The organism is Parafrankia sp. EAN1pec (assembly GCF_000018005.1).
Classification (GTDB): Bacteria; Actinomycetota; Actinomycetes; order Frankiales; family Frankiaceae; genus Parafrankia; species Parafrankia soli.
Map to the genome: position 1 here is coordinate 6,495,116 of NC_009921.1, position 18,426 is coordinate 6,513,541.

12 protein-coding genes and 1 pseudogene are annotated in these 18,426 nt (G+C 67.4%); 8 read left to right on the forward strand and 5 right to left on the reverse strand.

Going from position 1 to position 18,426, the window contains the following annotated elements:
• The first annotated feature begins 2 nt into the window (after positions 1–2).
• The 6 genes from FRANEAN1_RS26575 (at position 3) to FRANEAN1_RS26600 (ending at position 7,863) form a co-directional block, all read left to right on the forward strand.
• Positions 3–785, forward strand: coding sequence for an SDR family oxidoreductase (locus FRANEAN1_RS26575; RefSeq protein ID WP_049796021.1), 783 nt, complete (start codon positions 3–5; stop codon positions 783–785).
• Positions 782–2,038 (forward strand): cytochrome P450, encoded by a 1,257-nt coding sequence (locus FRANEAN1_RS26580; protein ID WP_020462852.1) that lies wholly within the window; start codon positions 782–784, stop codon positions 2,036–2,038. Before FRANEAN1_RS26575 ends, FRANEAN1_RS26580 begins: the two co-directional genes overlap by 4 nt.
• Before the next feature lie 12 nt (positions 2,039–2,050).
• A complete protein-coding gene (locus FRANEAN1_RS26585) occupies positions 2,051–2,485 on the forward strand; it encodes a nitroreductase family deazaflavin-dependent oxidoreductase (RefSeq protein ID WP_020462853.1) in 435 nt (144 codons plus the stop codon).
• A gap of 75 nt (positions 2,486–2,560) precedes the next feature.
• The gene (locus FRANEAN1_RS26590) at positions 2,561–4,012 is read left to right on the forward strand and encodes an aldehyde dehydrogenase family protein (protein WP_041256563.1); all 1,452 of its coding nucleotides are present in this window, start codon (positions 2,561–2,563) and stop codon (positions 4,010–4,012) included.
• A gap of 508 nt (positions 4,013–4,520) precedes the next feature.
• Positions 4,521–6,161, forward strand: a complete 1,641-nt coding sequence (locus FRANEAN1_RS26595) for an IS1634 family transposase (RefSeq protein ID WP_347176769.1) — start codon at positions 4,521–4,523, stop codon at positions 6,159–6,161.
• Between the two features lie 487 nt (positions 6,162–6,648).
• The gene (locus FRANEAN1_RS26600) at positions 6,649–7,863 is read left to right on the forward strand and encodes a zinc-dependent alcohol dehydrogenase (RefSeq protein ID WP_020462856.1); all 1,215 of its coding nucleotides are present in this window, start codon (positions 6,649–6,651) and stop codon (positions 7,861–7,863) included.
• A gap of 520 nt (positions 7,864–8,383) precedes the next feature.
• Here the strand turns inward: FRANEAN1_RS26600 and FRANEAN1_RS26605 are convergent.
• From FRANEAN1_RS26605 to FRANEAN1_RS26620, 4 genes are all read right to left on the reverse strand, one after another.
• Positions 8,384–10,282, reverse strand: coding sequence for a choline/carnitine O-acyltransferase (locus FRANEAN1_RS26605; RefSeq protein ID WP_020462857.1), 1,899 nt, complete (start codon positions 10,280–10,282; stop codon positions 8,384–8,386).
• Positions 10,279–11,355: a hypothetical protein gene (locus FRANEAN1_RS26610; protein WP_020462858.1), complete on the reverse strand. Its 1,077-nt coding sequence runs from the start codon at positions 11,353–11,355 to the stop codon at positions 10,279–10,281. The genes FRANEAN1_RS26605 and FRANEAN1_RS26610 overlap by 4 nt, the downstream gene beginning before the upstream one ends.
• A gap of 176 nt (positions 11,356–11,531) precedes the next feature.
• Complete coding sequence (locus FRANEAN1_RS26615) at positions 11,532–12,383, reverse strand: hypothetical protein (protein ID WP_041256564.1); 852 nt, start codon at positions 12,381–12,383, stop codon at positions 11,532–11,534.
• A 1,270-nt stretch (positions 12,384–13,653) separates the two neighbouring features.
• The gene (locus FRANEAN1_RS26620) at positions 13,654–14,847 is read right to left on the reverse strand and encodes a site-specific integrase (protein ID WP_049796023.1); all 1,194 of its coding nucleotides are present in this window, start codon (positions 14,845–14,847) and stop codon (positions 13,654–13,656) included.
• A gap of 513 nt (positions 14,848–15,360) precedes the next feature.
• Between FRANEAN1_RS26620 and FRANEAN1_RS26625 the strand changes: the two genes are divergently transcribed.
• Positions 15,361–16,599 carry a PP2C family protein-serine/threonine phosphatase gene (locus tag FRANEAN1_RS26625; RefSeq protein WP_020462861.1) on the forward strand — a complete coding sequence of 413 codons (1,239 nt, stop codon included), beginning with the start codon at positions 15,361–15,363 and terminating at the stop codon, positions 16,597–16,599.
• 348 nt (positions 16,600–16,947) lie between these two features.
• Here the strand turns inward: FRANEAN1_RS26625 and FRANEAN1_RS39610 are convergent.
• Positions 16,948–17,241: pseudogene (locus FRANEAN1_RS39610) on the reverse strand (Fic family protein); the annotation flags it as partial.
• Here FRANEAN1_RS39610 and FRANEAN1_RS26630 point away from each other — a divergent pair.
• Positions 17,219–18,031: an exporter of polyketide antibiotics-like protein gene (locus FRANEAN1_RS26630; RefSeq protein WP_020462862.1), complete on the forward strand. Its 813-nt coding sequence runs from the start codon at positions 17,219–17,221 to the stop codon at positions 18,029–18,031. The pseudogene FRANEAN1_RS39610 and the gene FRANEAN1_RS26630 overlap by 23 nt on opposite strands.
• Positions 18,032–18,426 lie beyond the last annotated feature (395 nt).

Here is an 18,426-nt window from a genome sequence, read left to right on the forward strand (position 1 = left end):
CGGTGTTACTCGAAAGGAAGAGCGCGGTGATCACTGGCGCCGGGTCGGGCGTCGGCCGCGCCTCGGCCCTGCGGTTCGCCAAAGAGGGTGCGCTCGTCGTCTGCACTGACATTCGGCTCCAGTGGGCGAAGGAGACCGTGCGCCAGATCGAGGCTGCTGGCGGCGTCGCCATCCCGCAGGAATGCGACGTGGCATCTGAACAGGACGTCGCCGCGACGGTCGCCGCGGCCGTCGAGCGGTTCGGCCGGCTCGACATCATGTTCAACAATGCCGGCATTCCAGCGCCCCGCCGCGGCAAGACGATCGAGGACCACACTATCGAGGAGTTCGAGCGCATCACGTCGGTCAACCTCCGTGGGGTGTTCCTCGGCTGCAAGTACGCGGTGGCGCAGTTCAAGAAGCAAGGCGACGGCGGCGTCATTCTCAACACCGGGTCGGTAGCCGGGCTGGTCGGCCTGGGCGACACGATATACGGAGCGACGAAGGGTGGCGTGCACCAGCTGACCCGCGGCGTCGCCATCGAATGCGCACCCTTCGGCATCCGAGTCAACGCGATCTGCCCCTCCGGCATGCCGTACACCACCAATTTCACGGCGGCAGGCGGAACAGAGGTTCCGCCCGACGCCCTCGAGCAGTACGCCGAGCGGGTCGGGTCAATCCATCCGCTGGGCAAGCCGATCAGGGCGGAGGACTGCGCCGAGGCGGCGGTGTACCTGGTGTCGGACCGGGCGGCGAATATCACAGGTGTGTTGTTACCGGTCGACGGAGGTTATGTAGCGAGATGACCAGACCAGATAGCATTGTGTTGCTTGACCGGGCGCGTTTGCGCGAGGTTTTCGATCTCCGCAATGAAGCGAACCTCGGCACGGTCGCGGGCTATGAGGAAGACCCGTACCCGAGGTGGCACGAGCTTCGGGAGCTGGCAGCGGTACATCCCGGGACGTTGCACGAGTTGACGGGTTTCAGCGGCCCGGTGTTGTTTCAAGGGTTGCCGTTCGAGGACCGGCCGCACTTCACCGCGTTCACGTTCGCGGCGTGTGACGAGGCGTTGAAGAACCAGGAGGTTTTTGCTTCGTCGCCGGTAGCGGTCGATCTCGAGGGCGGACGGCTCGCTCCACTGAACAGCATATTCTCCATGGCCGGTGCCCAGCACCGCCGTTACCGGAGGCTGGTGCAGTCGTCGTTCGTGCCACCGCGGATGGCCTGGTGGACCGAGAAGTGGATCGAAACGACGGTACACGCATTGATCGACTGGTTCGCCGGCGACGGCTCTGCGGACCTGAACGTCGATTTCTCCGCAGCGGTACCGGTACTGACGATCACGGGCAGCTTCGGGGTGGCGGTCGAGCAGGCGATCGCGATCCGGGAGGCTTTGAGTAGCCCGGAGCGGCTCGTACCGCTGCTGGCGCCGATCATCGCCGCCCGCCGCGAGACTCGCGAGGACGATCTCATCAGCGTCCTGGTCGACGCCGAGGTGCAGGACGACGACGGGAACCCTCACCGCCTGTCGGATGCCGAGATCTATTCGTTCGCGGTGTTGCTCCTCATGGCGGGATCGGGCACGACATGGCGACAGATGGGGATTGTACTGACCGCGTTGTTACAGCGCCCGGAAATCCTCGACGCGGTACGCCGGGACCGGCAGCTGCTGCGTAACGCGATCGACGAGTCGTTGCGGTGGATGCCCACCAATCCCATGTTCTCCCGGTTCCTGACCAAGGACGTTGAATTCCACGGCGCGCATCTTCCGAAGGGCGCGGTGTTGCACCTCGCGCTGGGTGCCGGCAGCCGGGATCCCCGCCGCTGGGAACGGCCCGACGAGTTCGACGTGACCCGCCCACCGAAGCCGTCGCTGGGGTTCGGCGGGGGACCCCACGTGTGCCTGGGGATGCATGTCGCCCGGGCCGAGATGTACACGGGCATCGGCGCCCTGCTCGACCGGCTGCCGAACCTTCGGCTCGATCCCGACGCCAACCCTCCCCGCATCATCGGCATGTACCACCGCGGCCCGACAGCGATCCCCGTGCTGTTCGGTTGAGAGGAGCGACCCGTGGCTGAGAGCGACTTCCAACTACCTGACCGGACCCTGCTCGGCGCGGAACACGTCCGCCGTTACCGGGAGACCGACGGCGAGGTCGGCTACCTCTGGAACACCGTCCCGATACTGCTGCTCACCACGACCGGCCGGCGCACCGGCGAGGCACGTACCACGCCGCTCATCTTCGGGCGCGACGACGACGACTACCTCGTCATCGCCTCCACCGGCGGCTCACCTCGGCACCCAGCCTGGTACCTGAACCTCACCGCAAATCCTCGAGCCGAGATCCAGATCCGAGCCGACCACATCGCGGTGACCACCCGCACCGCAACCGAGCAGGAAAAGCCACGGCTATGGAGGATCATGGCCGACATCTGGCCCAACTACAACGTCTACCAGCGACGTACCGAGCGAGTGATCCCCGTCGTCGTACTCACCCCTGCCTAGACGGGCACGGCGGGCGAACCCGCCGGACGGAAGGAGCAGACAGCAGTGGCTGACAGACCTCAGTTCGAGTCGAGGATGCTCATCGACGGCAAGCTCGTCGAGGCCGCGACCGGCAAGACGTTCGACAACGTCAACCCGGCGACCGAGGAGGTGCTCGGCCAGGTCACCGATGCCTCCGCCACCGACATGCACCGCGCCATCGACGCCGCCCGCCGGGCCTTCGACGAGACCGACTGGCCGACGAACCGCGCGTTGCGCAAGCTCTGCCTCTCCCAGCTACAGAAGGCGCTCGAGTCGGAACGCGAGCAGTTCCGCGAGGAGCTGATCGCAGAGGTCGGCTGCCCGCGGACGATCACCAACGGCGAACAGCTCGACGCGCCGCTGGCGAACGCGCTGCGCCACCCGACCAAGCTCATCGACACCTACCCCTGGGAGACCGACCTCGGTAACACGGTCGACGAGCGAAGCGGAAGGCTGACATCGCGGAGGATCTGGCGCGAGCCGACCGGCGTCGTCGGGGCCATCGTGCCCTGGAACTTCCCGCTCCAGATCGCACTGCACGCACTCGGCCAGGCGCTGGCCACCGGCAACACGGTCGTGCTCAAGCCTGCGCCGGACACCCCGTTCCACGCCACCCGCCTCGGCCGCCTCATCGCCGAACACACCGACTTCCCGCCTGGAGTCGTCAACGTCGTCACGGCGTCGGACCACCTCGTCGGCGAGGAACTGACCCTCTCCCCCAAAGTCGACCTGATCTCCTTCACCGGGTCGACCGCCGTCGGAAAACGGATCATGGAGAAGGGTGCGGCCACCCTCAAACGACTGTTCCTGGAGCTGGGCGGCAAATCGGCGACGATCGTGCTCGACGACGCCGACCTGCAGACCGCCACGAGGATGGGCATCGCCGCATGCGTCCACGCCAGCCAAGGCTGTGCCATCCCGACCCGGATGCTGCTCCCCCGCTCCCGCTACGACGAGGGCGTAGCCCTGCTCGAGGCCATGTACGCGGGCGTCAAGGTCGGTGATCCCCAGCAGGCGGATACCGTCACCGGACCGGTCATCTCGACAAAACAGCGTGAGCGGGTGCTCGGCTACATCCGCAAGGGCATCGATGAGGGAGCCAAACTTCTCGTCGGCGGCACCGAGCGGCCCGAAGGGCTCGACAAGGGGTACTTCGTCAAACCGACGCTGTTCGTCGACGTCGACAACTCCATGACCATCGCCCAGGAAGAAATCTTCGGGCCCGTCCTGGCGGTGATCCCGTTCGAGGACGACGAGGACGCGATCAGGATCGCCAACGACAGCTCCTACGGCCTGTCCGGCGCGGTGATGTCGGGATCGCTGGAACGGGCGCTGGCGGTGACCCGACGTATCCGGACGGGCACCGTCCACGTCAATGGTGGCCTGGCGTCCGGCCCGGACATGCCCTTCGGCGGCTACAAGGCCAGCGGCATCGGCAGGCACAAAGGACATGCGGGCTTCGACCAGTACCTCGAGACCAAGTCCACAGCTTGGCCGGCGAGCTGACGCGCTCATCGCTTGGCAGACCTACATCTCAGGCAAGGGCACAACCACCTGACCTTCCCGGGGCGCGCCGCACCTGGACCTGGGACTTTCGTCGACGCAGCGCAACCCCGACGCTGTGGGGCTCCAGAACCCCGATTTGGGTGGTGACCTGCGCGTTTACCTGCGGGACGGAACCCGCGTCGGCAGGATGGATGCGCAAAAGACCAGCTCACAGGACGAAATCCAGAGTCGCGTCGCCGGTCTGCTTGTCCACGGTCAGGCCTCCCAGAACCCGTCAGGAGACGGACAGCCCGCGACAGTCGACCCGGCCACCGAAAGCCACGGCGTAGTCATTGGTTGTGTTCGCATACCCCTAAGACGCTCCACCCGCCCGTCCGCTGCTCACAGGGCCGAATTCTCCCGAATCGCGCACAACCCAGCGCCGCTAGTCCTGTCTTCCGCACGTGCGTGCGGTGAGACAGCTGCTTGATGTCTTGTTCGGATCACGTCGGGATGGTCGCGATCGGTAGTGACGGGCCTGGGACTGTTCCTGGCTGTGTCGGTCGCGATGGACTACGGGCCGCCGAGCGTCGAGAAGCCGCTCGGCGCGCTGCCCGTCGTGCGTGACTACCTGGCCCGTCTCGATGTCGCGGGCACGATCGATCGACTCGCCCCGATGCGTGACAAGGTCAACCGGGCCACCCACGGTGACGTGATCGCCGCGCTGGTCGCGAACCGGCTGACCTCGCCGACCCCGCTGCTGCACGTCGAGCGGTGGGCACGCCAGTGGGCGGTCGAGGAGATGTTCGGTATCGCGCCGGACGTGTTGAACGACGACCGGGTCGGTCGGGCGCTTGACGCGCTCGCCCCGGTCTGTGAGGCCGTGGTCGGTTCGGTCGGTGCCGCGGCGATCGCCGCGTTCGGCCTCGACGTCTCCCGTATCCACTGGGACATGACGTCGATCTCGCTGCACGGCGCCTACCCCGAGGTCGACGAGGACTACACGACCCCGAGATACGGCCATCCCAAGGACCGCCGGCCCGACCTCAAACAGGTCCAGACCGGGCTCGCGGTCACCGGTGACGGCGGGATCCCGCTGGTCCACCGCGCCTACGACGGCGGCGCCGGCGAGGTCGCCCAGGTCACCGGCGCGATGCGCGCCCTGGCCACGATCGCCGGCGAACGGCGGTTCCTGCTGGTCGGAGACAGCAAGCTCGTTTCCTACGGAAACCTGACCGCGCTGATCGACGCCGGGGTGGAGTTCCTCGCTCCGGCACCGAAACCCGTGGTGCCCGCTTCGACGCTCGCCGGGCTGGACTGGGCCAGCGCTGGCATCGTCGAGTACGTCGCCGACCGTGACCAGGCCAGGTTCGCTCACCAGCGGGCCTCCTACCGGGCCCGCGAAGGGGTGACAACGCTGCGCGGGCCACGCAAGAAGGACCCGGTCCTCACGGTGCGCACGGTCTACATCTGGTCGTCGGCCCGCGCGCACGCCGCGCGGGCTGCCCGGTCGAGCAAACTCGACCGGGCCCGCGACGACCTCGACCGGCTCTCCCACGCCGCCGGTTCCCACCACCTCTACCGCGACGTTGCCGCGGTGACCGCCCGCGTCGCGACGATCGCGGCGAAACGCCGCGTCGCCGGCTACCTCCTCACCGAGACGAGCACCGACCCGAACACCGGGAAACCTGTCCTGACCTGGCATTTCGACCAGGCCGCGCTCGACGCCGAGGCCGCCACCGACGGCTGGTACGCCCTGCTGACCAACCTGCCTGACGACGTCGGCCCGGCCGAGGTCCTCGCCCGTTACAAGGGCCAGGAGGTCGTCGAACGGCGCTACGGCGCGTTCAAGGGCCCGCTCGCGGTCGCCCCGATGTTCCTGCACTCCAACCAGCGCATCCACGCGCTCATCCACGTCATCTGCCTGGCGCTGCTCGTCTTCTCGCTCATCGAGCGCCAGGCACGGCTCGGTGCTGGCCCGGACGGGAAGATCCCCGGCCTCTACGCCGGCCGGCCCGCCCGGCCCACCGGCGCGCTCGTCCTCGGCGCACTCAACACACTGCGCCTCATGCCCGCGCGTGACGGCCAGCCCGCTTACATCCCCCGCCCACCGCGCCTTCACCAACACCTCCTCGACATCCTCGGCACCGACCCGACCCGACCACCTTGACCACCAACCAGGCAGGTCAAAGCATCGAATCCCCATGTGCGGAAGACCCGGCTAGTGATGGACGGGCCCTCCCCAGGCCGGACGGACTCGGCAGCCAAACCTGATCTTGGCTACAGGGAACCGTCAGAGTAACGATCACGGAGGGCCTACGCGGGAACGGTCTCGGACGACCCGTCACTCATCGTGCGGAAAATCCAAGGGTCACCGCGGTAGCCGACCTGTCGCCATATGCCCGTCCTGCCGCCTATAACACCCTTGCGCGGCATCCGCGACCTCGAAATAAATGTCATTCTTTAGCCCCTTGCCCGGTCGTCTCGCCGGGCGCCGGCGTCCCACTCGGGCCATAGTTACCTGTAGCGATGGAATGCGCCCGCCAGGTCGTCGATGCTGGAACGAAAGTCGGCGGAGTTGAGGCCCGCGGTGAGTCGGACCGGCGGGAGATCGCGATCAGTACTGCGCGCCCGAAGAACGGAAGGAGCGGAAGGTGATGAGAGCAGTCGTGTGGCACGGCGTGGGCGACATCCGCCTTGACACCGTCACCGAACCGAAGATCGAACAGCCGACCGATGCCGTCGTTCGCATCACCACCGCGGCGATCTGTGGCACGGATCTTCATTTCGTCCGGGGCACAGTACCGGGGATGAAGCCGGGCCTCATCATCGGGCACGAAGGGGTCGGCGTGGTCGAAGAGGTCGGCCAGAGCGTCCGCAACTTCAGGCGCGGCGATCGGGTGCTGCTGTCCGCCGTCCTCGGGTGCGGCTCCTGCACCTACTGCCGCAGCGGCTATTTCGCCCAATGTGACGACATCAACCCGTACGGCCGCAGGACCGGATCTGCCTTCTACGGCGCTCCGAGGGACAATGGCTCGTTCGACGGGTTGCAGGCTGAGTACGCCCGCGTACCCTACGCCCACACCAATCTGTTCCGGCTGTCAGACTCGATCTCCGATGATCAGGCGATCCCGCTGTCGGACATCTACCCCACCGGATACTTCGGCGCAGTCATCGCGGAAGTATCGGATGGCGACGTGGTGGCGGTCTGGGGCTGCGGGCCGGTGGGACAGTTCGCCGTTCTGTCCTCATTCCAGCGCGGCGCCGCGCGGGTGATCGCGATCGATGGTCACGCCGACCGACTCGACCGTGCCCAGGCGCTCGGAGCCGAGGTGGTCAACTTCAACGAAGAGGACCCTGTCGAGGCAATCCTGGATCTGACACGCGGTATCGGTCCCGACCGGGCCATCGACGCCGTGGGGGTGGACGCGGAAAGCCCGAAGTCCGGCCCCGCCGCCGCCCGCGCCCGCGAACAGGACGATCAGCACCGCGAGGAACTGCGTCAGATCGCCCCCGAGACTCACGCGCACAACGGACACTGGAAGCCTGGCGACGCGCCGACGCAGGCCCACTCCTGGGCAGTCGAGAGCCTGGCCAAGGCAGGCACGCTGGGCATCATCGGGGTGTATCCGCCGACCGACAGGTTCTTCCCGATCGGCACCGCGATGAACAAGAACCTCACCATCAACATGGGAAACGGCAACCATCCGCGGTACATCCCGAAGCTGCTGGATATGGTGGAGTCGGGAGTGGTGCACCCACAGAAAATGGTCACCCAGCATGAGCCGATGCGGGACGTGCTCGCCGCCTACGAGGAGTTCGACCTGCGCCGTCCTGGCTGGCTCAAGGTGGCCCTGGACCTGACCAGCTAACACGGAAAAGCCGCCACCACGGGTATGGCTTGTCGAGTGGGATCGGTGAATCTGGCGAGTTGCTCGCGTGCGCTTTCGGCCGGCTCGGGCGGGACTGCTCGCGCGCCCAGGCGAGCAGCAGCCGATAGCCATCAAGAGTGGTCGTGAAGGCCGCGGCCGTGAAAACGGCCGGCGCCGATCGGCGGTGCCCACGGCGCTTCCAAGGCGGCGCTGGAGCTGCTCACCCGGTCCTGCCGTCGCTTTCCTGGCGACACCGGCCAGCTCCTATGTCAACGCGTCGGCCTTCGTCGTCGACGGCGGCGCGCTGAGCACCATGCCCGCCTGAACCGAATCCCCCCGGCGAGGAGCGATCAAGCTCATTTCGTCATCGAAGCCACCAGCCTCGTCGAGAAACTGTGCCCGTGGTGGGCCATCCGGGGCTCGAACCCGGACGCACCCACCCATGCAGGCGGCATCACCCTAAGCAGCCAGACACCCACCGTTTCCTTCTGGTAACTGCCTAGCAGGGCGGATCGACGTTTCAGCCGGCCTCGAGAAGGTCCTGGAGCTCGGTGAGGGCGGTCCGCAGATGTCCGGCGAAGGAGTGCATCTGCTCAGCCACCACGCTCGGGGTGCTCAGGTAGACGTTGAAGCGGTCCGGCAGCAGCACGTAGGCGATCCCGATGCACCTGTTGCTGGTTGACCCGAATCCGAAGTACTGGATGTGGGTGGACGGCGCCGAGCTTGTGCTCAGGTAGTCGTCCCGGGTGACCAGCCAGCCGGGGGCGTCGAACAGGTCGAGATGCTCGGTGATCCCCAGCGCCTCGCCGCGGCGGGCCTGGATGAACTGGAGCTCCCAGAGGTGCTGCTCCGGAGCCCGTCCCGCCTGACAGTCCCGCGCCCGCGTGACGTGCTTATCGGCCGCGGCCCGCAGCGCGGCCAGCCGGGTGGCCGCGTCGGCAGCCGGGTCGTCCATCACCCGGACGAACGCCTGGATCTCCGGCGTGATGACCCGCATGGCCTCTGTGCGACCGCGCCGGTACTGCCGGGTCGCGATCGACTCGTAGGTGGCGCCGACCAGGCCCTTCGAGCGGTTGTGCGCCAGCTGGTAGGCGAGCTGGACGAACGCGTCCGGCGAGATCCGCAGGCTCTTCGCCCGGTTGGACCCGAAGTCGTCGAACGACAGCGTGGCCGTGGCCGTGGCGGCGGCGTATGCGCTGAACGCGTCACCTGCGGCAAGCACGTCCGCGCGCAGGTCGTCGTCCAGCGTGAACGTGACCGGCCGGACGGCGGGCACGCCCTGGGAGCGGGCGCCCGACCGGGCCGAGTGCTCGGCCGCCGGAGCGCCGAGCATGTCGTCGACGAGGCTCAGCACGGTCGTCCCGTCCAGGCCGCAGTGCTCGATGTTGATGCCGGCGCTGCCGTCCGCGAAGACGATGAGGGACACCGACTTGTCGAACCAGCGGTTGCCGCAGTCGCCATGGAGAAGGTTGTCACACGCGTCCTTGGCATCGGCGGGTGTGAGGTCGTCGAGGCAGAGGCAGAACAACGCGGTCTCGACGGTGTCGAGGGCAGTCTCGTTGCCCGGGTCGCAGGCGAGCAGCGAGTCCCTGCTCGTCGCCCAGGCGGCACGTGCCTTGGTGGTGAGCCGGCCGACCGACGTCTCCGGGGCGGCGCGCTCTGCCCCCGCCTTCAGGATCGCGTCCAGGCCGTTCTCGAGATCGTCGAGCGTGTGCGGATGCCCCTCGGGGCCCACCACGTCCATCCGGAACATGTGGCCGCGGTGGAAGACGACGATGTGGCGTGCGGTGGAGGGGCCCGGTGACGGCTCGCTGTACGGGGTGCGGACGGTGTCCTGCACCTGCCCGGGGATACGGGTCGTCGAGAACAGGAACCGGTTCTGGTCCATCGACAGCGCCTGGCCGCGCTGGATGATCGGCTCGATCGCCTCCGCGTCGAGGCGCAGCTTGTAGTCCAGCGCCGCGGCGATCAGCCCCGCGGCCCGGGCTGTCTGACCGGCGTCGGATTCCTCGAAGAGGAAGATGAAGTTCGCGTTGAGGGCGATGCGGTCACGCCGCCCCAGGTAGCGCGAGGCCCAGAACGCGTCGAGCCAGCTGTGTACGCCGGGGGTGGCGTCGTAGCGCTCCAGCTCGGCGTGCAGGGCACGGCCCGGGCCGTCCGGGCGGGCGAACGCGGCGAGGGCCGTCTCGGTGGCTGCCAGCTCGTCCGGGGTCAGCAACGGTGAGCACCACTGCAGGAACCGGGCGCAGGTGTCGTCCAGGGTGGGCAGCGGCACCCGCGGGAGCCGGTCGTCGTTGACGAACGTACCGGTGGTCGACCATTGCGACCTGGCCTCGGATGCTACGGGGCTCGCCTGCCGGGGGCCCGCTGCCATGACCTCGGGCGCGTCGCTGCTCGGTGACGGGGCGTTCGGCGTCATTCGTGACCTCGGGGGGCGTGGGACGGGTGGCCCGACGGCCGTCGGGCTCCTGCTGATGGCGGAACCAGCGCCGGGGATACCGATGCCGGAGTGCCGGTACTCGCGATACTCGCGGCGGAGGTGCTGGCGGTAGCCGCGGCGGAGGCGCTGGCGGTGTGTGCGGCGGAGCTGCCGCGCGGGCGTGACACGTACAGCTGGGCGTACATCCAACCGTCGCTCTCCAGGCCGTGCGGGTCGATGCCCACCGTGGTGAGACTGTCCAGCACGAGCTGCTGTTCCTGCGCGGAAGCGAATCTGCGCTGGCGGAACATGCGGTCGAGCGTGACGGTCTCGTATCCCCTCTCCGCGAGACTCGCCCCGATGGCGTCGAACGGGAACATCCGCAGTACGAAGTGCGCCATCCACGGTCGCTTTCCGTCAGCCGCCTCGATGGCGTCGAGAACCCGGGAGATGGTTCGTTCGCCAACATAGCCGAGGCAGCCGGTCGAGATGACGAGATCGGTGCCGGCAAGCTGCCGTCGCTGCCGTTCGGTGGGATCCGCAGCCTCCAGGTCGGCGTGCACGGCATCGTCGAGAAAGCCTGCCGCGAGAGCGTAGGAGAGGGCCTCGTTCGACACGTCGAGGCCCACGAACACCGCACCAGGCGGCAGGGAGCCACCCGAACACCCGTCGGAGCTCGGACGCCTGGAAGTGGGTGGCGGGGACACTCTGGTGGAACGGACAAGTTCGCGGTCGCGGGCCAGCAGCTCGTCACGGGTGTAGCCGTGGGCCTCGGGCGCACCGTAGCGCTCGTACAGGTGTTCGAGGGTAACCCCGCAGCGCAGCAGTGCCGCGTTGATCCCGTAGGACGAACCGATGTCGAGGATCTTCAGCGGCGACGGGTGACGTCCGGGAGGATCACCGGGCATCGGGCGGCCTGCTGCACGGTAGTCGGCCACGGTCTCGATGAAGTACGGCCTGGCGATTTGGGGGACCTGATAGGCGAGCGTACGCAGCGTCGTGAAATACGCTCGCGGGTCAGGCTGGTCGTAGATGTGATCTAGTGAGACTTTGCCAGTGGCATCGAAATGCACAGGTCAGGCTCCTGCAGGTCATGGTCGGGACCGGACTCGCCGTCGCGAGGCCGGCTCTGGGATGCCAGATCCCATGAACGCGGACCAGCCGATCAGCACGCCGACACCGCGCCGGCGGGTCGAGGGCCACGGGCGTGGTCGGCCTGCGCGATCGGATCGCCGGTTCAATCACCGGCTCAGTCGAGCAGGCTGTCGCCCCGCACGCGAGCCGCCTGGCCGGCGGCCTCGAGATGTTCGGGCAGCACCCGGCCGAACAGCTGCCTCGTGCGCGCAACGCTACCGATGACACCGGGGCGCTCGCAGTAGGCGAAGATCGCCGAATGACGGGCGGTGCCCCCCTGCACCGGGCTGACCCGGTGCAGGGAGAAGCGACCTCGAAACAGCTGGAGATCACCGGGACGGAGCGTGAGGCGCTGTGTCCGCCGGTCATCTCGACCGGTGAGGACGTCACACACGGCCTCGAGGTTCTCGGCCTCGGTGGACCGGATGTCGGGACAGTACTCGAAGACCCCGCCTGCCTCCGGCTCCTGGATCAGCAGGCTCAGCGAGAACTCGTTGGTGTCGAAGTGCCAGGGGTGCTCATCTCCGGGCCGGATGACGTTGAGGCACAGCTGGGCCAGCGGGTCCGCCAGCTCATAGAGGCGATCAAGCCCGCAGCAGGCTGCCACGAACCGTCGAAAAGACTCGTTGGAATACAACCGCCGTATGCCCACACCGCCGGGGACGAGATCGGCCGCGACGAACGCGTTTCCGCGCCGCATGGCGATACGCCCGGGATGATCTTCGGGTAGCGGCGTCCCCATGTCAATGTTGTATGCGTTGACCGTCTCGGCCTGGTAGTACGCCGACGGAGCAAGCGCAGTGCATTCGGCGCGCAGGGTCTCACGGGCATCGGGGCGAACGAATTCAGTGAGGACGCTGCAACCCGTTGCCTCCAGCTCTCGACGGACTCTGGCCGCCAGGTCGTGCCAGGCTGCACTCGCCGGATGCGCGAGAGGATAACGGTCGGTGTCGACCAGGTCATCCAGACCATCGAGCGCGGTGGCGACACCGGGTCCACTGGAGCACCCAGGTCCGCTGGGGCTTTCACGCACGGCGGCGTATCCAGCTGCGGTGGCACGCTCAGGCCCGATGACACGTTGAGGAACACTGACACGTTCAGCAGCAGTGACGCTGTTGGGCACGGCGCTGTCCACGGGCCCGGACATACCTGACAGAAGGCCCTGGCCCGTGGATCCCGCCGCATCATCGCCGCAGGTCAGAAGGCTGTCCGATCCAGCTGGGCAGGCCGCACCGCGCGCTGCAGTAGTTCTCGAGCGGCTCACGAGATCCTCTCCCTACGCCGGGCGTGCGCACCTCACCATGGCGCGCCTGACTGGGTTTCCGAACATTCTTGCCTCGGCTACCAGCACATGAACATGCCTGTGATATCCGACACTTTTATGTTCTTTCTACGCTCAGGGCTGGTAATCGGGCTTCCTTCCCAGCACCAATTTCCTCCCTTCCGGACGTGTGGGATGCCAGACCTGGACCGTCGGCGTTGAGTCGGGATTTCAGGCGCAATGCCGTTGACTTGCGGGTCTGGTAGGGGTCCGACCGCCCGGATGATCTGCACAGTTTCAGCCGGGCGGCGGATGGGTGGAGGAGGCCGTGGTCGTTGGGGGTTCCACTACAGGAAACGGGACATCTTCCGTTTTGCCTGCCGGACCACGCAGCGGAGCCGACACACAGGGTTGATCTCTTCCTGAAGCTCACGGGTAAGGTGAGCGAGTTCAGCCGTGAGATGATCAGAGGGGAAAGCCCCGGACACAGGGGCGACACTGCGCCAGACCACCCGTAGGGCGGCGGCGACGGACGCCCTGGTCGGGATCCAGCGGCTCGCCGCGGTTCACCACCGCGGCGTGCATCAGGACCCGCAGCCCGCGGTGTAGACCGCCAGGTGCGCGAAGATCTCCTGGAATACCAGCTCCGGGCTCTTGCTCTCAGCTGCAGCGGGCACGCGCCGACCGGCGCGAGATCCGGCGCCGGACCGCACGCGTCAGCCAGAATGCCTCCGAACTACCTGATCTTCGTGGCATTCGTCTTACCGGTGTAGCCATCGCGTCGGATCTTCGAGTGGGCGGGTTCGATGGATACGATCGGGCCGATGACCTGCAGGTTCAGGTTCGCATTAGTGCTGGTTGGGTGCACTCGGGGATCAGGCTCACATGCTGCGCCTTTGCGATCCCCTCGTCATGTCCGCCGGGGGGCCGAGACCCCGAGACCCCCCACGTGTAGCAACGGGTGCAGCAACGACCGTCAGGGTCGGGGTTCGGTCAGGTGGCCGTCGAGCTTGCCCAGCGCGCGGCGCTTCTCCCCCATCGAGGCGTGCGCGTAGATCGTCATCGTGACCTCGATCGCCGAGTGGCCCGCGATGTCGCGGACGATGTGCGGCGGCACACCAAGGTCCAGGAGCAACGTCACGCAGGTGTGCCGCAACCCGTGGAACACCACCCCGTCGAGACCGACCGCACGGCGCAGCGGCATCCAGAACCGGCGCAGGTTGTCCGGCTCGATCGGAGTCCCGATCTTCGTCGTGAACACGTGACCGGTCTGCACCCAGGCGTCGCCGGCCGCGTCGCGTTCCGCGTCCTGGAGCTTGCGATGCTCGGCGAGCGCATCCGCGACCAGACCGAGGAGCGGCAGCGTGCGTTCGGAGTCCTCCGTCTTCGGCGGGCACAGCCTCAGCTCCCCGCCGACCCGCAGCAGCGTGTGACGCACCGTCAGCGTCTCCCGCTCAGAGTCGATGTCCGACCACTGCAGACCGAGCAGCTCCCCGCGCCGCATCCCGAGGAACAGCGCCAGGACCAGCAGCGCGTACAACCGGCCGCCGGCCGCCGCGTCGAGGAGCTGATGCGCCTGCTCGACCGTCAGGCCGCGGTCGACGCCGTAGCGCGGAGTCGAGACCTGCACCAGCTTCGCGACGTTCCGCCGGATCAACTCCTCCCGGACGGCCGCCTGAAGCGCGTTACGCAGCACGGCATGCACGACCTGAACCTGACGCTTCGACGGCAGCCGATCGCAGCAACGCCGCTCCCCCTCCGGCCGGGCCTTGTCCACACCCCGCGCGCAGCACCGGCAGGTACTCTCCGTCCGCCGGATGAACTGCCGGACGTCCGCGCCCGTCAGCCTGTTCAGCCGCTTCTTCCCGAGACCCGGCACGAGGTAGATCCGGACCGCCTTCTCATAGGTCACGTACGTGTTCGGCTGGCGGTTCGGCTTCACGGTCTGAGCAAGCCAGGCCGTCAGGTACCGCTCGACCGTCCACCCAGTGGCGTCCGCCGGGATTCCCTGGTCGGAGTTGGCCTGAAGTTCGGTGAGCTTGCCGCGGACGATCTCCTCCGACTTGCCGTAGACCGGCCGCCGCTTCGTCGTACCGTCCGGCATCAGCACGTAGGCCGCGCCGTCAGCAGAGCCCGAGACTGCCGAAATACTCGTTTTAGGATCAAGCAGCGGTGCGGACCGCACCGCGAGGTCCGAGATCTCGGAAGCCTCGCCGGCAGTACGGTCGGGGGAACCAGCTGGAGCACGCTACGGCAGAAGTCGAGCGGCGCGCGGTACACGCCGGTGGGCGGCCGGAGAATGAGCAGAGGGCACGCCAGTGCACTGCCGGGAGACAGCGCCAGGGCACTGCGCTCCCCGGGCAGCCCGACCCTCAGCCTGCCAGCGGCGAGACCGTCTGTGGCCGATCCACACACCCGAATCTGGGTCCTGTGTGGATCTACGAGAACGAACCCCGCTATGCCGGCCTTTCCTGACGAGAGTAGACGCCGAGGGATGAACGGGGGCGACTTCGTCAGGTAGGGGTTAGGGGCTCGAGTCCTCGCCTCCGCCATCACTTCTAGGGCCTTCCTTATCTTCCTCCCCGTCAATCAAGGGTGAAGCGGGGTGTCGACGTGACCCGTTGACGCCATCCCGAGAGGCTCGCACAGATATGAACGGCCGGACAGGGGAGAGGGGGTGGCCATGGCGGCAGACGAACAGAAATTCGACAAGATCATAGTAGATCGGTCGGAGGGGTTCGGCGAGCGGCTGCTGGGTGTGTTGCTGGATCGCGCTCACGAGATGCCGCCGCAGCTGATCGCCCCCCTGGTCGCGGAAGAGATCGGCAGGATCGGTGGGCGGGACATCTCGATCCTTCTGCAGGACTATGAGCAGCTGGTGCTGACGCCGCTGCCGGGCAGGAGCCTCACGGTCGGGGAGCCTGAGCCGATCAACGGCTCCCCGGCCGGCACGGCATTCCTGCGCGCGATGACCGTCGAACAGCCGCAAGATGGCGGTATACGGATGTTCCTGCCACTGCTGGACGGTAGCGACCAGGTGGGCGTGCTGGCCCTCACCCTCGACACCGTCGATGATGATGACCGGCGGTTGCTGCGGCGGCTCGCCGGCCTTGTCGCCGACATGCTGGTCACCAAAAGCAGCTACACCGACCAGTTCTTCCAGGCCCGGCGTCGCGAACCGATGAGTGTGGCCGCGGAAATCCAATGGTCACTGTTGCCCCCGCTGACCATGATCACCCCGCAGGTCGCGGTAGCCGGCGTCCTTGAACCCGCCTACGACATCGCAGGCGACAGCTTCGACTACGCTCTCAACGATGACATCCTGCACGTGGCCGTTATCGACGCGATGGGTCACAGTCTGGACGCCGCAGTGCTGGCAACGGTCGCGATCGGCGCCTACCGGCACGCCAGACGTGCCGGCATCGGGCTTGCCGAGCTGTACATGTTCATGGACACAGCCATCCACAGGCAGTTCGGACCCGACCACTTCGTCACCGCGCAGATGATGCGTTTGGATATCGGAACTGGTCACCTGAAATGGGTCAATGCAGGTCATCCGGCAGCGCTACTGATCCGCAACCATAGGGTTATCCAGGAGCTGGAGAGCCCGGGAACCCTGCCAGTCGGATTCGGTGGCGACATACCGCAGGTCAGTGAGCAGACGCTCTTGCGCGGCGACCGGGTGCTATTCTTCACCGATGGCCTCATCGAGGAGCACGAAAAAGGCGGAGAACAATTCGGCAAAGAACGCCTGATCAACTTTGTTGAGAATATCCAGGGTAAAAGCATCCGGGAGATGGTCCGAGATCTGTCCCATGCACTGATGCGGGAAAGGCGCGGGATCACGACCGACGACGCGACTCTCTTCCTGGTAGAGTGGCGCGGAGGCACCGCCGACCATCTCGCCAGCATAGATATTTAACCAGGAAGACGTTGATGGCGCCGATCGTCTCAGGTTCCGTCTCAATCGTGCGTGTCCGCGGCTGTTCGCAGCGATGGGGGAGCGTGCCCGACGCGCGAAACGAACGGCGACGGAGCGCGGTAAACCCGCCACCGCGGCACGAAAAAGCAGACAGTCGGAGCCGAGTCTCCGGTCCGGTCCGACCGGCAGGCCGTGCCATTCGCGTGCCAGTAGCAACGTCGACAGAGGGCACAGGACCGCCGTCGACCTGGGCAGCGCCCCGTCCACGCCCTGGCAAGCGCCGCAGGCCGCACAGGTTTCCCAAGCTCGTGACGCGTGTAGGCCCGTGCTGCGCGTACAGCCGTGGGCACCGGAGGCGATGCTCATCACGAGGTCATAGACGTCGTCGTTGGTCAGCGTCAGACGGCGACCGTTGACGCCGTAGAAGGCGATCAGGCCAGCAAGAGCGAGTCGCTTGTTCCCGTCGACGAGGGCGCGGTTGCGGGCGAGCGAATGCAGGAGCGCGGCTGCCTTGCCGTCGAGAGTGGGGTAGGCGTCACGCCCGAACACTGTGGCCCGTGGGCGGGCAAGAGCGGATTCGAGCAGGCCGTGGTCCCTGGCCATCGGTTCGGAGCCGAGGGTGCGCGGCGAGGAGGAGTCCAGACGCTGGGAACTGCTGCTGACCGGGCAGACAACCCCGCGCCGCGCGGCCGGTCAGGCGGTGGCCGGCCTCAGAGTGGGACTTGCGGTCCTTCTCGCGCTCACCACGCTCGGCATGGTGGTCTCCGGCCGTTCGACGACTGCGGACTTCAGCCTCGGGCAGTGCGTCGCCCTCGCCGCCACCGTCGTCGCCGGCGCGGCGATGTTCCTCGCCGTCGGAGCACTCGCCAGCCAGCTCGCCGCGACCCGCCGACAGGCGGCGACGATTGCCGCCGCCGTCCTGGGAGTCGGGTACGCCCTACGGATGGCCGCCAACACCGACCGCGGCGTGCACTGGCTCGGCTGGCTGAGTCCGCTGGGATGGGTGGACCGGATCCGCCCACTGACCGACCCGAACCCGGTCGCCCTGGTCCCCGTGCTCGCCCTGACCGCCGGGGCCACCGCCGCGGCGGTATGGCTGGCGGGGCGCAGAGACGCCGGGACGGCGATCCTCCCGGGGCGGCACGCCGCAGAGACCTTCGCGCCGCATGAGCGCCGAGGCCCCGGGCCGTACCGGGAGCAAGTACGAAAGGCGGGACACGTGACAGTGTTGATCGTGGCGGAGTCGTGTTTCGGCAACACGACCGCGGTGGCTCATGCCGTCGCAGCCGGTCTGACTCGAACCGTCCCGTTGGAGACCGGTCAGCGTCGTCCACCCTGCCGAGGCTCCCGTGACCCTGCCCGGCGACGTTCGGCTCCTGCTGGTCGGCGCCCCGACCCACGCTTTCTCACTTCCCCGGCCGCAGAGCCGTAGGGAGGCCGAAGAAAAAGGGGCACGAGGCGTGGGGGATGCAGCTCGGCCGAGACCTGAACGGCTCGCCGGGCCGCACCGGCAACAGCACCGACTGACCGCCACTGTCCAGGTTCCGGGCTTCGCACCAGGGCCTGGCCGTCCTCGACCGCAGCCCACCCGGCCCTCCCCTACAGCCAGCCGTTCGAGAACCGGCGCACAGGACACACAGCCGGCCCGGAGCCGCGCCGTGACTGCGCAGGATGCCGGGAGCGGGATGTCACGTCGGGGATGGCCGCGGTCGGTGACGGGGTCACCTTTGTGATCGGCCATTGCCGCTACCCGTCGTGGTGGTCGGGGATAGGTCTGGCTCGCAGCCGCGGACGCCGTATGACCGGGGCCGCTGTCAGCCACAAAGC

Excerpts from the sequence above, each read along its gene's own strand:
- FRANEAN1_RS26580 (WP_020462852.1), top strand. The coding sequence starts at position 782 with ATGACCAGACCAGATAGCATTGTGTTGCTTGACCGGGCGCGTTTGCGC.
- FRANEAN1_RS26600 (WP_020462856.1), top strand. The coding sequence starts at position 6,649 with ATGAGAGCAGTCGTGTGGCACGGCGTGGGCGACATCCGCCTTGACACC.
- FRANEAN1_RS26590 (WP_041256563.1), top strand. The coding sequence starts at position 2,561 with ATGCTCATCGACGGCAAGCTCGTCGAGGCCGCGACCGGCAAGACGTTC.
- FRANEAN1_RS26625 (WP_020462861.1), top strand. The coding sequence starts at position 15,361 with ATGGCGGCAGACGAACAGAAATTCGACAAGATCATAGTAGATCGGTCG.
- FRANEAN1_RS26605 (WP_020462857.1), bottom strand. The coding sequence starts at position 10,282 with ATGACGCCGAACGCCCCGTCACCGAGCAGCGACGCGCCCGAGGTCATG.